This window comes from Phytohabitans sp. LJ34, assembly GCF_052068095.1.
Taxonomy (GTDB): Bacteria; Actinomycetota; Actinomycetes; order Mycobacteriales; family Micromonosporaceae; genus Phytohabitans.
Map to the genome: position 1 here is coordinate 109982 of NZ_JBQHDG010000003.1, position 13311 is coordinate 123292.

Genomic DNA, 13311 nt, shown 5'->3' on the forward strand with positions numbered 1-13311 from the left:
TTCGCTCATCGGACCCTGGCACCAAACCTGGGAGGGAAGGCCACCTGATGACACCACCGCACAACTATCTAGCGGTCATCAAGGTCGTCGGCATCGGCGGTGGCGGCGTCAACGCGGTCAACCGCATGATCGAGGTGGGCCTGAAGGGCGTCGAGTTCATCGCGATCAACACCGACGCACAGGCGCTGTTGATGAGCGACGCCGACGTCAAGCTCGACGTCGGCCGCGAGCTGACCCGGGGTCTCGGCGCGGGCGCCAACCCCGATGTCGGCAAGAACGCCGCCGAAGACCACCGCGACGAGATCGAAGAGGTACTCAAGGGCGCCGACATGGTGTTCGTGACCTGCGGCGAGGGCGGTGGCACCGGCACCGGCGGCGCGCCGGTCGTGGCGCAGATCGCCCGCAAGCTGGGCGCGCTGACCATCGGCGTGGTGACCCGGCCGTTCTCGTTCGAGGGCAAGCGGCGCCAGGTGCAGGCCGAGTCCGGCATCGACGAGCTGCGCAACCAGTGCGACACCCTCATCGTGATCCCCAACGACCGGCTGCTGGCGCTCGGCGACCGCGGGATCTCCATGATGGACGCGTTCCGGCAGGCCGACCAGGTGCTGCTCTCCGGTGTACAGGGCATCACCGACCTGATCACCACGCCCGGCCTGATCAACCTCGACTTCGCCGACGTCAAGAGCGTGATGAGCGGCGCGGGCAGCGCGCTGATGGGCATCGGCAGCGCCCGCGGCGACAGCCGCGCGGTGGAGGCGGCCGAGAAGGCGATCTCCAGCCCGCTGCTGGAGCAGAGCATGGACGGCGCGCGCGGCGTGCTGCTCTCCATCGCGGGTGGCTCCGACCTCGGTCTGTTCGAGATCAACGACGCGGCCCAGCTGGTGACCGACGCGGCCCACCCCGACGCCAACATCATCTTCGGCGCGGTCATCGACGACGCGCTCGGCGACGAGGTGCGGGTGACCGTGATCGCGGCCGGCTTCGACGGTGGCACACCGGCGTACAAGCCGGCCGAGGCGCCGCGCAAGGTCGTGCCCCGGGTGGAGACCCCGCTGCCCACCAGCGCTCCGCCGGTCTCGCCGGCCCCGCCGCCGCCCGCCCGCCGCGTGCTCTTCGACGACGTCGACGTGCCCGACTTCCTCAAGAACGGTTCCTGATCCACTCTGTGAGCGTGAGCGAGTGAGTTGGCGCGGCGGGGGATCTGGACGGACCCGCCCACCTCCCCAAGCCGCAGGCGACCGCCGACGGAGTCGGGGTTTCGGGGTGGCGGAGGAAGACGTCGCCTTCGGCGCCGCACGAGCGAGCGAACCAGGAGGCACGGTGCGCGAAGAGGAGATCGCGGCCGGGCTCTCGGCCGTACGTGAACGCATCGCCGCCGCCTGCGCGGCCGCCCGTCGTGACCCCGCCGAGGTGACGCTGGTGGTGGTCACCAAGACCTACCCGGCCAGCGACGTCCAGGTGCTCGCCCATCTGGGCGTCACCGACGTGGGGGAAAACCGCGACCAGGAGGCTGCGCCCAAGGCGGCCGCCGCGCAGGCCCTGGGTGCCCAGGTGCGGTGGCACTTCGTCGGCCAGCTCCAGCGCAACAAGTGCCGCTCGGTCGTGGAGTACGCCGACGTGGTGCACTCGGTCGACGGCGTGCGGCTGGCCCGCGCGCTCGGCGGGGCGGCCGAGCGCCACCGCGAGCGTCCGCTCGACGTGCTGGTGCAGGTGAGCATCGACGGCGACCCTGCCCGGGGTGGCGCGGTGGTCGGTTCCACTGTGGACCCGGATCGCGACTTCGACCGGGTGGCGGTGACCATCGCCGAGGCTTCGCGGCTGCGGCTGGCCGGCGTCATGGCGGTCGCGCCCCTGCACTGGGCGGCCGAGGCGGCGTTCGAGCGGCTGGGCGAGGTGTCCGCGCGGCTGCGGGCGGCCCACCCGGAGGCCACCGCCGTCTCGGCCGGCATGAGCGCCGATCTCGAGCCGGCGATCGCGCACGGCGCGACACACGTAAGGATCGGCAGCGCGGTGCTCGGAACCCGTCCCAAGCTGCGGTAGCCTGGCGGCCGGGCACCGAACTACACCATTGTTATTCGTGGTTCCTCAGAGGGGCCTCAGGCCGGTGTGCGGGATACGCGACGTGGCACGCCAGGGGGCGCGTGCCGCCCGGCGGAGGGAGGTGAGCGCATGAGCGCTCTGCGCAAGGCGGGGGTTTGGCTCGGTCTCGTCGAGGAAGAGGACGACGACCGTTCATACGACGACGGCTACGAGAGCAAGAGCCGCTACCGCGAAAGCGGCGGCTACCGTGATCGCGAACCGCGGGACGGCTGGGAGAGCCGCACGAGCCGGTACGCGGAGGAGTTCGCCGACGAGGACGAGGAGATCGACGAGCAGCCGCCGCCGCGTACGCGGTCACGGTTGGGTGAGCGGGTGCCGGTCGAGCGGTCACCGTCGCGGAGCGAGCGCGAGTCCCGGGGGGACCTCGAGCGGCTGGACGGCGAGCGGGCGAGTGTCCGCTCGATCACCCGGCCGAGCGCGCCGGAGCCGGTCGCGTATCCGACTCGGGAAAACCTGGCGCTCGCGCCCCAGGTGCAGCTCCGCGAGCGGGCCGTGGTGGCCGACGAAGACCAGCGCTACCAGATCACCACGCTCCACCCGACCACCTACCGGGAGGCGCGGACCATCGGCGAGCACTTCCGCGACGGCGTACCTGTGATCATTAATCTCACCGAGATGGACGAGGCGGACGCCCGCCGACTGGTCGATTTCGCCGCCGGTTTGGCGTTCGGACTGCGCGGTACGATCGAGCGCGTGACCAACCGGGTGTTCCTGCTCTCTCCGGCCAACGTCCAGGTCACCGCGGAGGACAAGGCCAAGATCGCCGAGGGCGGGTTCTTCACCCTGAGCTGATAACCCGACCGAGGGACCTTGCCTGCCGTGCTGTCGATCACCCTACAAGTCGTCTACCTGGTGCTTTACGGCTTTTTCTTGACCCTTCTTGCCCGGTTTGTCCTAGGGGCGGTGCTCCAGTACGGCCGCCGCTGGCAGCCCAGCCGGGGGGCCTCGGCGGCACTGGAGTCCGTGTGGACCGTCACCGATCCCCCCTTGCGGGCGTTGAGGCGTGTGATCCCACCACTGCGAATTGGTACTGTCAGCTTCGACCTAGCCTCCCTTGTGTTGCTGGTTATTCTGTTCGTGCTGATGTACGTGGTAGGGCGGTTGATCACTAGCTGAACAGCTGGTGACCAGCCGCTACGCGGCCTCAACTGACCCGAGGAGTTTCGATGCCGCTCACCCCGGCCGACGTTCACAACGTCGCCTTCAAGAAGCCTCCGATCGGCAAGCGGGGGTACGACGAGGAGGAGGTCGACGCCTTCCTTGACGAGGTTGAGCGCGAACTCGCTCGTCTGATCGAAGAGAACAACGAGCTCCGTGCCCAGGTAGAGCGCGGTGGCGGCGGTCGTGGCGGCGCTCCAGCCGGCCCGGGTGCCGACCCGCGGCTGGCCGCCGAGCTCAACGACATGAAGGCCCAGCTTGACCGCGTCCAGCGGGACAAGGCGGCCGCCGAGCAGGCGGCCCGGGCCATGCAGGCCGAGCTCGAGCAGGTCCGCTCGCAGGGCGGTCCGGTGGTGGGTGGCGACGGCGAGCAGCAGGCCCTTCGGGTCCTGATGATGGCCCAGCGCACCGCCGACGACCACGTGGCGGACGCCCGGCGCGAGGCCGACAAGCTGCTCTCCGACGCGCGTTCCAAGGCGGAGGAGGTCACGCGCGAGGCGCGGGCCAAGGCCGACGCCCTGGAGCGGGACGCCCGGCAGCGGCACCAGGAGGCGATGGGCGGGCTCGACGCCAAGCGCACCGCGCTCCAAAAGCACATCGAGGAGCTCAAGCAGTTCGAGCGCGAGTACCGCACTCGGCTCAAGGCCTACCTGGAGAGCCAGCTGCGCGACCTGGACGGTCGTGGGCAGGGTCTCGAGGCGGAGATGAGCCGGGCGGATGGCAACCGGGCCGTCGGTGGTTCCGGTGGCCTGGCCACGGCTGGCTCCTACGGCGGTGGCCGTGCGGGCGCGCTCGAGAGCCGGTAAACCACCAATACGAGAGAAAAGCCGTTTCATGCGGCGGGGGTGAGCTGTGATCGTCGGAAGTCTGCTGCTCATCCTCGTCGCCGTCACGCTGCTCGTGCTCGGCCTGGCCAACGGGTCGAGCGCGCTGCTGATCAGCTCCATCGCGGCGAGCCTGCTGGCCGCCGTCGCATTGGTCGTCGGTGCCCGCCAGGCCGCCGCCGCCCGTGCGGACGCCGGCTACGCCGACGACGACGAGCGCGAGCGTGCCGGCGACGAGGCCGAGGAAGCCGAATGGGAGCGCCGGGCACTGACCGCCGCCCGCCCGACCGAGCCGCTCGCCCGCCGCTCCGGCCCGGTCTTCGCGCCACCGGCCCGCCAGTCCGACAGCACCATGCTCTTCGAGTCGCCGGTCGCGGTGGCCGAGCCCGACGTCGAGTACCAGGCCCACCAGCCGCTCGACACGCGCCAGCCGCTCGACTACCCGCCGGCTGACTACGCGCCGCCGCAGCGCCCGGCCGACATCGCCGACGCCGACGAGACCACGGCCGACATCCTCGACGAGGACGACCCGCCGGACGAGCCCGCCGCGCAGTACGTCTCGCCCGCCGACGCCGCCCGCATCGCCCGCATGACAGCCGACGTCCTGGTGATCGACGGCCGCCCGCGCTACCACCTGGCCGGCTGCGTCCACCTGCTCGGCCGCGAGAGCGAGCCACTCCCGGTCGGCGAAGCGGTCGAGCTCGGCTTCAGCCCCTGTGGCCGCTGCGAGCCCGACAGCGCGTTGCTCGCCGACGCCCGCCGCGTCTAGACCGTCGGGGCAGACGCGTCCAGACCTCAGGGGCAGACGCCTCCAGACCTCAAGAGCAGATTTGCCCGGGTCCGCGTCACCTGCGGACCGCCGCTCCCGCCGGAGACCGCTGCGGCCGGCGGCTCGCCAGAGCTCGCCGAAACCCCCGCCCTCCGCTGCCAGCTCCGCGCGCCAAGCCCAGCCCGAGGCCGTCCGTGGCGAAAAATGGCCCCTATGGGGGCACAAATTCGCCACGGACGGCTTTCGCCACCCCCGCGCGCACCGTAGGCACTCCAAGTGCGGCCCCCGGCGATCGCGGCGACGGGTGCGGGAGCGCCTGCCGAGGAGATCACCGCCCCGCTTGCTCTTCCCCATCTCTGCGGCGGCCCGGGGTCTGGGGCCGGAGGCCCCAGGGTCTTGGGGCTTGCACCGCGGACCCGCCGGCCCGCGGGAGCGTGCGGTCTCCAGCTGACGCGGACGCGGGCATATATAAAAGGGCGGATCTAAAGCACTATCCGATCCCGCGTCGACCGTCGTGCCGGCAGAATGAGGCATGGTCACGCGGCCTGACGCCATCGCTGTGCCGGTCCGGGTAAAGCCCGGCGCCGCTCGGGCGCGCGTGGGCGGGCGGCACGATGGGCCGTTCGGGCCGGCGGTGGTCATCGCGGTGCACGCGCCGCCGGTCGACGGGCGGGCCACCGAGGCGGCCCGGCGGGCGCTGGCCGAGGCGCTCGGGGTGCGACCGGCGCAGGTCACGCTGCGGTCGGGTGCGGCCAGCCGTGACAAGCTCTTCGAGGTGACCGGGGTGGCCGACCTGGCCGGCCGGCTCGACGCACTCCGCGAGACCCCCTAGTGACGGACCGGCTGGACGTCGCCCTGCTCGTGGGCGCGGTCGTCGTGCTCGTGGCCGTCGGCGCGGTGCGCCTCTCCACCCGCGTCGGTCTGCCCAGCCTCCTTGTCTACCTGGCGATCGGTGTCGCGCTGGGGGAGTCGGGGCTGGGCATCGAGTTCGAAAACGCGGAGCTCACCCGCACGCTCGGCTTCTGCGCGCTCATCGTGATCATCGCGGAGGGTGGGCTGACCGCGCGGTGGGGCATGCTCCGGCCGGTGCTCGGCGTCTCGGCCACGCTCGCCACGCTGGGGGTGCTGGCCAGCTCGGCCATCGTGGGGGTCGCGGTCTACCTCGTGCTCGACCTCGACTGGCGGCTCGCCCTCCTCTACGGGGCGGTGCTCTCCTCGACCGACGCGGCGGCGGTCTTCGCCACCCTCCGCCGTCTGCGCCTGCCACCCCGGTTGGTGGCGACGCTCGAGGCCGAGTCCGGCATGAACGACGCGCCCGCCGTCCTCCTCGTCGTCCTCCTGTCCACGAACCCGATCGGCGGCGGCCACCCCTGGTGGTACGAGGTGCTGGTCGTCGCCTACGAGCTGGCGACCGGCGCGGCGATCGGCTACCTGGTCGGGATCGGCGGGCGGTGGACACTCCGCCGGGCCGCGCTCCCGTCGGCCGGCCTCTACCCCATCGCCGCCGTGGGGCTCACCGTGCTCGCCTACGCCGCCGGCGCCGTCGCGCACGCCTCCGGATTCCTCGCGGTGTACGTCGCCGGCGTGGTGCTCGGCAACGCCCGGCTGCCACACCGGCAGGCGATCCTGGGGTTCGCCGACGGGCTGGCGTGGCTGGCGCAGATCGGGCTCTTCGTGCTCCTCGGGCTGCTCGTCTCGCCGGGGCGGCTGGGCGACGCGCTGGTGCCTGCGATCGTGACCGGCCTGGCGCTGGTGCTGCTCGCCCGGCCGCTGTCGGTGGCGCTGTCCGCGATGCCGTTTCGGGTGGGGGTGCGCGACCAGGCGTTCCTGTCGTGGGCCGGGCTGCGCGGCGCGGTGCCGATCGTGCTCGCGACCGTGCCGCTCTCCGCCGGGGTCGAGGGTGCCACCCAGCTCTTCGACGTGGTGTTCGTGCTGGTCGTGATCTACACGCTGGTGCAGGGCGGCACGCTCGCGCCGGTCGCCCGCGTGCTCCGGGTCACCGCGCCGGGTGAGGCCGCCGAGATCCATGTGGACAGTGCCCCGCTCGAACACATGCGCGCCGACCTGCTCCAGATGGAGGTGCCGGCAGGCTCGCGGCTGGCCGGGGTGCACCTCGACGAGCTGCGCCTGCCGGTCGGCGCGTCGGTCACGCTGGTGCTGCGCGACGGGGTCGGCTTCGTGCCCGGCCCGGACACCCGGCTCAAGGTCGGCGACAGCCTGTTGATCGTGGCCACCGCCCAGGTACGCGACGCGGCCGAACGGCGCCTGCGCGCGGTGAGCCGCCGGGGCAGGTTGGCGAAGTGGTTTCACGAGTACGGCGACGATCGCGACGATTGATCGACTAGAGTGTCCTTTGCCCGGTTTGTGGGTTTAGCAGCCTCTGAATTGGGTACGAGCGGTGCGGCATGTTGTCGGACGTCTTCACGTTCCGTATTCTTGCCAGCCACCGGAGTGCGCGGCGTCCGCCGCGCGCCCGTTTTGCAAGTGGGGGAACGCGATGGCCGAGCGGGCGAAAGCCGCACGCAAGGCGGCATCGAAGGGCGGTGCGAGCACACGCACCGGAGGCACTCGGGCCGCGGCGCAGCGTACCGCGAACGTGCCCGCGACCAAGGCACCGGCCGCGAAGAAGGCGGCCGCGGGACCGGCCCGCACCGGGGCGGCGGCGGCCAGAAACGGCGGCGGCACCCCGGCGAAGAAGGCCACGAGCGCCCGCAAGGCATCGTCCGGTCCGGCGCGCGCCGGCACCTCCACCAGCAAGACGGCGGCGAAGAAGGCACCCGCGAAGCCGGCCGCGAGCGGGCGGTCGAGCACCCCGGCGAAGGCCGCGGCGCCCGCGAAGGCCGCGGCTGGTTCCGCGAAGGCTGCGGCGCCCGCGAAGGCTGCGGCGCCCGCGAAGGCCGCGGCTGGCTCCGCGAAGGCCGCCCGTCCCGCGAAGGCGGCTGGTCCTGTGAAGGCGGCCGGCTCCGCGAAGGCCGCTCCTCCCGCGAAGGCCGTGCCTCCCGCGAAGGCGGCTGGCTCCGCGAAGGCGGCGGTGAAGAAGGCCCCGGCCAAGGGCGCCGGCAAGGTCGCGGCGCCGGCCAAGACCACTGGCAAGATCGCGACTCCGGCCAAGGTCGCGACGCGCACTACCAAGAAGGTGGCGGGAAAGAAGGCCACCCCGACCAAGGCCGCGCCCAGGAAGACGGCGAAGTCCGCGCCCCCGAAGCTGATTGAAGAGACAAAGCCGGCTAAAGCCACGAAGACCACTGGCACCGCCAAGGCGACGCAAGCCGCGAAGCGCGCCGAAGCGGTCGGAGCGCCAGCAGCCGCGAAGGCCGCCGGAGCCGCGAAGAAGGCCGCCGCCACGGCGACCACCACCAAGAAGTCCGCCGCGCGGAAGGGGGCGGCGCGAGCCGTACCCCCGGAAACCCCCGCCGCGACCGCGACCCCACCGACCACGGTGACCGGCGCGGGCGCACCACCACAGACACCGGCGCCCACCCCGGCGCCGGCGGAGGCCGTGGCTCCGGCCCACCCGGCCGGCAGTGCTGCGAGCACCACGACACCGACCGCGGCCACCCAGGCCCCGCCTATCGCCGCGGACACCGCGGCCAAGGGAGCGACGATGGCGAAGCCAGCTGACACCAAGACCGCCACCAGCCGCAAGCCGGCGAAGGGGACCCGCAGCGCCGCGGAGACCGAGAAGATCCGGGCCGCCCTGGCAGGGCGCCGGGACGAACTGCAAGCCGAGTACGATCAGACGCTGAGCGAGATCACCGAGCTTCAGCGCGAGCGGCTCACCGACTCGGCCGGCGACGACCAGGCCGACACGGGCACGAAGACGTTCGAGCGGGAGCAGGAGATTTCCCTCGCAAACGGCATTCTCGACCGGATCAGTCAGGTGGAGCGTGCGCTGGAGCGGCTCGACGAGGGCAATTACGGCTGGTGCGAGCGGTGCGGCAACCCGATCCCGGTGGAGCGGCTCGCCGCCTTCCCGTCGGCGACGCTGTGCGTGACGTGCAAACAGTTGGAGGAGCGGCGCTGAGCGCGGAGACGGAAGAAGCGGTTGGCGAGCGTCCGGCACCGCCGGCACGACGGCGGGCGGTGTGGATCCTGCTCGCCACCGCCGCCGTCTCGGTGCTCGTCGACCAGAGCACCAAGCAGCTCGCACTCTCCTATTTGGAAGACAGCGAACCGGTCCGCCTGCTGGGCGGTGCCGTCTACCTCAGCCTGACCCGCAACAGCGGGGCGGCGTTCAGCCTCGGCAGCGACTACACGTTCGTGTTTCCGCTGATCACCTGCGGTGTGATCGCGTGGATCGTGTGGATGGCGCTGCGCCTGCGTTCGGTGCCGTGGGGCGTCGCGCTGGGCCTTGTGCTCGGCGGCGCGCTGGGTAACGCGGCCGACCGGGTCTTCCGCGCGCCGAGCCCGTTCCAGGGGCACGTGGTCGACATGGTGAGCCTCTTCGACCCGCACGGCCAGGTGTGGCCGATCTTCAACGCGGCCGACTCGTCGCTGGTCTGCGGCGTGGTCCTGGCCATCGCACTCGAGTTCACCGGCCGCCAGCGCGACGGCACGAGGGTAAAGGGCAAATGACCACCCGTTCCGTACCCGTCCCGGACGGGCTCGACGGCCTGCGCCTGGACCAGGCCGTGTCCCGCCTCTTCGGGCTGTCGCGCAGCGCCGCGGCCGCGCTGGTGGAGGCGGGCAACGCGCTCGTCGACGGGGTGCCGCGGCCCAAGGCCGACAAGGTCACCGCCGGCTCGTGGCTGGAGGTCACGCTGCCCGCGCCGCCGGCCGCCGTCGAGGTGGTGCCGCAGGCCGTGCCGGGGCTGCGGGTGATCTACGCGGACGACGACATCGTCGTCGTGGACAAGCCGGTCGGCGTGGCCGCGCACCCGAGTCCAGGGTGGACGGGTCCGACCGTGATCGGCGGCCTCGCCGCGATCGGCCACCGCATCTCCACCAGCGGCGCGGCCGAGCGGCAGGGCGTTGTGCACCGCCTCGACGTCGGCACGACCGGCGTGATGGTGGTGGCCAAGAGTGAGCACGCGTACACGGTGCTGAAGCGGGCCTTCAAGGAGCGCGAGGTCGAAAAGCGATACCACGCGCTGGTGCAGGGGCACCTCGACCCGCTGCGCGGCACCATCGACGCGCCGATCGACCGCCACCCCACCCACGACTACAAGTGGGCGGTGATGTCGGGCGGTAAGCCGAGCATCACGCACTATGACACGTTGGAAGCGTTTCCGGCCGCAAGCCTCGTCGATGTGCGGCTGGAAACCGGCCGTACGCACCAGATCCGGGTCCACTTCTCGGCCATGCGGCACCCGTGCGTCGGTGACCTGACGTACGGCGCGGATCCGACGCTCGCTGCCCGATTGGGTCTGACCAGGCAATGGCTGCACGCCCGTGCGCTCAGCTTCCTCCACCCCCGTACGGGGGAAGAAGTTCGCTTCGTCAGCGACTACCCTGATGACCTGGCGCACGCGCTGGACACGCTCCGTGACGCCGCCTGACCACACGGGTCGAGGGCCGAAGACATTCGAGGGAGAGCTACGCCGTGCGCACTGGCGACTTGCTGCGCCGGTTGGACAGCCGGTTGCTGCCGCCGCTGGCAAAGGCGATGTCGCGGCTGGCGCAGGGGCGCCTGCGGATGCGGGTGCTGACCAGCGCCGCGCTGCTCTCGTCGACAGCCGTGCTGCTGACCGCCGTGTGGGCGGCCGACCGGGGCGCGCCCGGCGGCGATCCGACGGTCGGTGACGTCGTGCGGGTCGGCGTGGGCGACGGCCAGTCGATCCCCGGATACGTCGCGTCGAGCCGCAAGGAGCTCGCCCAGCTCGTCGCCACGCCACCGTCCACGGGAGACACGTACGCGCTGGTCACCCTCACGGAGTACCTGGCGCCGGACCGGCTCACCCCGGTGCTGGCGGACGCCTCGGTCGCACAGGTCTTTGGCCGGGTGCCGCTGGCGCAGACCCAGACGCAGATCGTCCACATTCCCGCGGTGCGGATCCCCACCGACGTGGTCGCCGGCATGGCCGAGATCGCCGAGCGCAAGGAGACCGAGGCCGCCGAGTACCGGATGCTGAGCAGCAAGCTGACCGGCGACGGCGAGCGGGAGCGGCAGCTGCGCCAGGTGTACGACAGCGGCGCGGCGGTGGCGATCGCCGAGGCGACCGCGTACCGGTCGAAGTGCTCGTGCGTGTACGCGGCGGTGATTCGTGCCACACCGTCCGCTCTGGAGCAGATCTCCACCCGTTCCGAGGTGCGCGCGGTCGACCCGGCTCCCGAGGTGCGCCGCCTCGACCGGGCCGTGTTCCTGCCGCCGCTGCCCGAGCAGGACGACGTCGTCCGGCCGCCGGCCGACACCGCGCTGCCGACACCCGACCCGACCGCGCCGGCCACGTTCGCTGCCGTCCCGGAGCCGAGCGACAGCGCCGCACCGCCCGAGCCGGCCGTGACCAGCGAGGCGCCGGCCTCGCCCGCCCCGACGACCGCGGAGCCGGCGGAGACCACACCGCCCGCGTCGCCGCCGCCACCGACCGAGCCGGCGACCTCGCCCGCGGCCCCGCAGTGACCTCACGTGCGGTAGCGGTCACTCCGTGCGGCAGCATCCCGGATCACAGACGGCGCGTTGAACTATTGGCCGGCGGGGTTCGTGTCTGGACCGGGTGGCCAGGAAGGAACCGGAAGTGACGCACTGTGTGTGCTTCGCTCGTTGGGCAGATGGTGTGGTCTCAACGAGGATTTGTTCGTAGCCTGTCAGGGCGGGACCGATATGGCGCTGGGAGGGCCGAGCCGTGGAGGGCACCGAGACCGGCTGGGGCCGGCCTGCGGAACCAGCGCCGCGTTGGCGGGCGCTGCTCGACCGTGCCCGAGGCGGCCGAAATGGTGAACAGACGGACGTAGATTTCGATCCGCGCGGGCGCCGGGCGCCGAGCCCGCTGGACGGCCGCGACGACGACGGACCCGCCTTCGACCTGCCACCGCCCCGCCCGCTCGACGGCGGATACGACGACCGGTGGGACGACCAGCGCGGTGGCGACGGCCGTGGCTACGACGGCGGCCGCGGGTTCGAGGGTCCGCCGCCGCGCCCCCGGGGGGCGAACGGCGCGGCCAACGGCACCAACGGCCGCGGCCGCGGCGGCTACGCCCCGCCGGGCGGATACGGCAGCCCGGTGGCGTACGGGAGCCCGGTCGACTATCCCGAGGACGGCTACCCGCCGGACGCGCGCTACGCCGACCAGCGTTACCCCGAGGGTCGCTACGGCGACGGCGGCGGGCGCCGGCCCGAGCCGCCGCGCTACCCGGCCGAGCCGGGCTACCCGGGTCCCGACCCGCGCATGGCGGCGCGGCCCGGCCCGGCGGTCGTGCGCGAGCCGGCCCCGCGCGAGCCCATGCCGCGTGAGCCGGTCCAGCGTGATCCGGCGCCCCGGCCGGTGTCGTCGCCCGGTGGATACAGCCGGTGGGCCGAGCTCGAGGGCGGGTGGCAGCCACCGGCGCCGCCCCGGTCCGCGCCACCGCCGCCCCCGCCGCCCCCGCCGGCACCGCCGCCGGACAACGGCTACGTGCCACAGGTGGAGTTCCGGCAGTCCCGCCCCGACGCGGAGGTGGAGCGGGCGGTCAGTGTGCTCCGGCGCGACCTCGGCATGCCCAAGGTGCTCGCGTTCGCCAACCCCAAGGGCGGCGTGCACAAGACCACCGCGACGGTGCTCGCCGCCGCGACCGTGGGCAGCGTGCGCGGGCGCGGCGTGCTCGCCTGGGACGACAACGAGCTGCGCGGCACCCTCGGCCTGCGGGCCGGCAGCGCGCGGCACGCCCGCACGATCCGGCATCTGATCGCCGACCTGGCCGACGTCGAGGCCCGCCACGGGTTGGAGCTCAAGGAGGAGCTCGACGACTACCTGCGGCACGCCTCCGACGGCTCGTACGACGTGCTGGCCGGTGAGGAGAGCCCGCGGTTCGCGCAGCGCCTCGACCAGTACACGGTGCGCCGGGTGCTGGAGCTGCTCCGCCGCACCCACGACGTGATCTGCGTCGACACCGGCAACAACGTGGAGAGCGCCAACTGGCAGACCGTGCTACAGGCCGCCGACCAGCTGGTCATCACCACGGTGCCGCGCGAGGACGCCGCGTTCACCGCCGACTGGATGCTCGACCTGCTCGACGAGGTGGGCATGGGCGAGCTGGCGGCCAACGCGGTGACGCTGCTCTCCTGCCCGACGCCCGGCCACTCGCCGCTGCTGGAAGACCTGGCCCGGCACTTCTCCACGCGTACCCGGGCGGTGGCCGTCGTGCCGTACGACCCGGCGCTGGAGACCGGCTCCTCGATCGAGTACAACCAGCTCCAGCCGGACACCCGGTCGGCCTGGCTCAAGGCGGCCTCGGTGATGCTGGAGCCGTTCGTCCGTTAGCTCCGCAAGTCTCCGGTGGCGTGATCCAGATGGCACGCTTCGGTGCCGTGTCAGCCGTGTCTGC

General features: G+C 72.5%; 14 protein-coding genes. 13 read left to right on the forward strand and 1 reads right to left on the reverse strand.

Annotation, left to right across the window (positions count from 1 at the left end):
- The first annotated feature begins 47 nt into the window (after positions 1 to 47).
- From ftsZ to ACTMTJ_RS05955, 8 genes are all read left to right on the forward strand, one after another.
- Positions 48 to 1157, forward strand: coding sequence for a cell division protein FtsZ (ftsZ, locus tag ACTMTJ_RS05920; RefSeq protein ID WP_441215055.1), 1110 nt, complete (start codon positions 48 to 50; stop codon positions 1155 to 1157).
- Positions 1158 to 1320: 163 nt separating this feature from the next.
- Positions 1321 to 2040 carry a YggS family pyridoxal phosphate-dependent enzyme gene (locus ACTMTJ_RS05925; protein ID WP_441215408.1) on the forward strand — a complete coding sequence of 240 codons (720 nt, stop codon included), beginning with the start codon at positions 1321 to 1323 and terminating at the stop codon, positions 2038 to 2040.
- Between the two features lie 129 nt (positions 2041 to 2169).
- Complete coding sequence (locus tag ACTMTJ_RS05930) at positions 2170 to 2892, forward strand: cell division protein SepF (protein WP_441215056.1); 723 nt, start codon at positions 2170 to 2172, stop codon at positions 2890 to 2892.
- 27 nt (positions 2893 to 2919) lie between these two features.
- Positions 2920 to 3216 (forward strand): YggT family protein, encoded by a 297-nt coding sequence (locus ACTMTJ_RS05935; protein ID WP_441215057.1) that lies wholly within the window; start codon positions 2920 to 2922, stop codon positions 3214 to 3216.
- 50 nt (positions 3217 to 3266) lie between these two features.
- Positions 3267 to 4064: a DivIVA domain-containing protein gene (locus ACTMTJ_RS05940; RefSeq protein WP_308711800.1), complete on the forward strand. Its 798-nt coding sequence runs from the start codon at positions 3267 to 3269 to the stop codon at positions 4062 to 4064.
- Between the two features lie 46 nt (positions 4065 to 4110).
- Positions 4111 to 4851 carry a hypothetical protein gene (locus ACTMTJ_RS05945; RefSeq protein ID WP_441215058.1) on the forward strand — a complete coding sequence of 247 codons (741 nt, stop codon included), beginning with the start codon at positions 4111 to 4113 and terminating at the stop codon, positions 4849 to 4851.
- Positions 4852 to 5383: 532 nt separating this feature from the next.
- On the forward strand, positions 5384 to 5683 hold the full coding sequence (locus ACTMTJ_RS05950; protein ID WP_441215059.1) for a DUF167 domain-containing protein: 300 nt from the start codon (positions 5384 to 5386) through the stop codon (positions 5681 to 5683).
- Positions 5683 to 7188: a potassium/proton antiporter gene (locus ACTMTJ_RS05955; RefSeq protein ID WP_441215060.1), complete on the forward strand. Its 1506-nt coding sequence runs from the start codon at positions 5683 to 5685 to the stop codon at positions 7186 to 7188. The genes ACTMTJ_RS05950 and ACTMTJ_RS05955 overlap by 1 nt, the downstream gene beginning before the upstream one ends.
- A gap of 84 nt (positions 7189 to 7272) precedes the next feature.
- Here the strand turns inward: ACTMTJ_RS05955 and ACTMTJ_RS05960 are convergent, their stop codons facing one another.
- Entirely contained in the window at positions 7273 to 7902 is a 630-nt protein-coding gene (locus tag ACTMTJ_RS05960) for a hypothetical protein (protein ID WP_441215061.1), read from the reverse strand.
- 553 nt (positions 7903 to 8455) lie between these two features.
- Between ACTMTJ_RS05960 and ACTMTJ_RS05965 the strand changes: the two genes are divergently transcribed.
- The 5 genes from ACTMTJ_RS05965 to ACTMTJ_RS05985 all read left to right on the forward strand — a co-directional run bounded on the left by ACTMTJ_RS05965 (position 8456) and on the right by ACTMTJ_RS05985 (position 13247).
- Positions 8456 to 8875, forward strand: a complete 420-nt coding sequence (locus ACTMTJ_RS05965) for a TraR/DksA family transcriptional regulator (protein WP_441215409.1) — start codon at positions 8456 to 8458, stop codon at positions 8873 to 8875.
- On the forward strand, positions 8848 to 9426 hold the full coding sequence (gene lspA, locus ACTMTJ_RS05970; RefSeq protein WP_441215410.1) for a signal peptidase II: 579 nt from the start codon (positions 8848 to 8850) through the stop codon (positions 9424 to 9426). Before ACTMTJ_RS05965 ends, lspA begins: the two co-directional genes overlap by 28 nt.
- Positions 9423 to 10349, forward strand: a complete 927-nt coding sequence (locus tag ACTMTJ_RS05975) for an RluA family pseudouridine synthase (RefSeq protein WP_441215063.1) — start codon at positions 9423 to 9425, stop codon at positions 10347 to 10349. Before lspA ends, ACTMTJ_RS05975 begins: the two co-directional genes overlap by 4 nt.
- A gap of 44 nt (positions 10350 to 10393) precedes the next feature.
- Positions 10394 to 11410 (forward strand): hypothetical protein, encoded by a 1017-nt coding sequence (locus ACTMTJ_RS05980; RefSeq protein ID WP_441215064.1) that lies wholly within the window; start codon positions 10394 to 10396, stop codon positions 11408 to 11410.
- Between the two features lie 223 nt (positions 11411 to 11633).
- Entirely contained in the window at positions 11634 to 13247 is a 1614-nt protein-coding gene (locus tag ACTMTJ_RS05985; RefSeq protein WP_441215065.1) for an AAA family ATPase, read from the forward strand.
- The last annotated feature ends 64 nt before the right edge of the window (positions 13248 to 13311 follow it).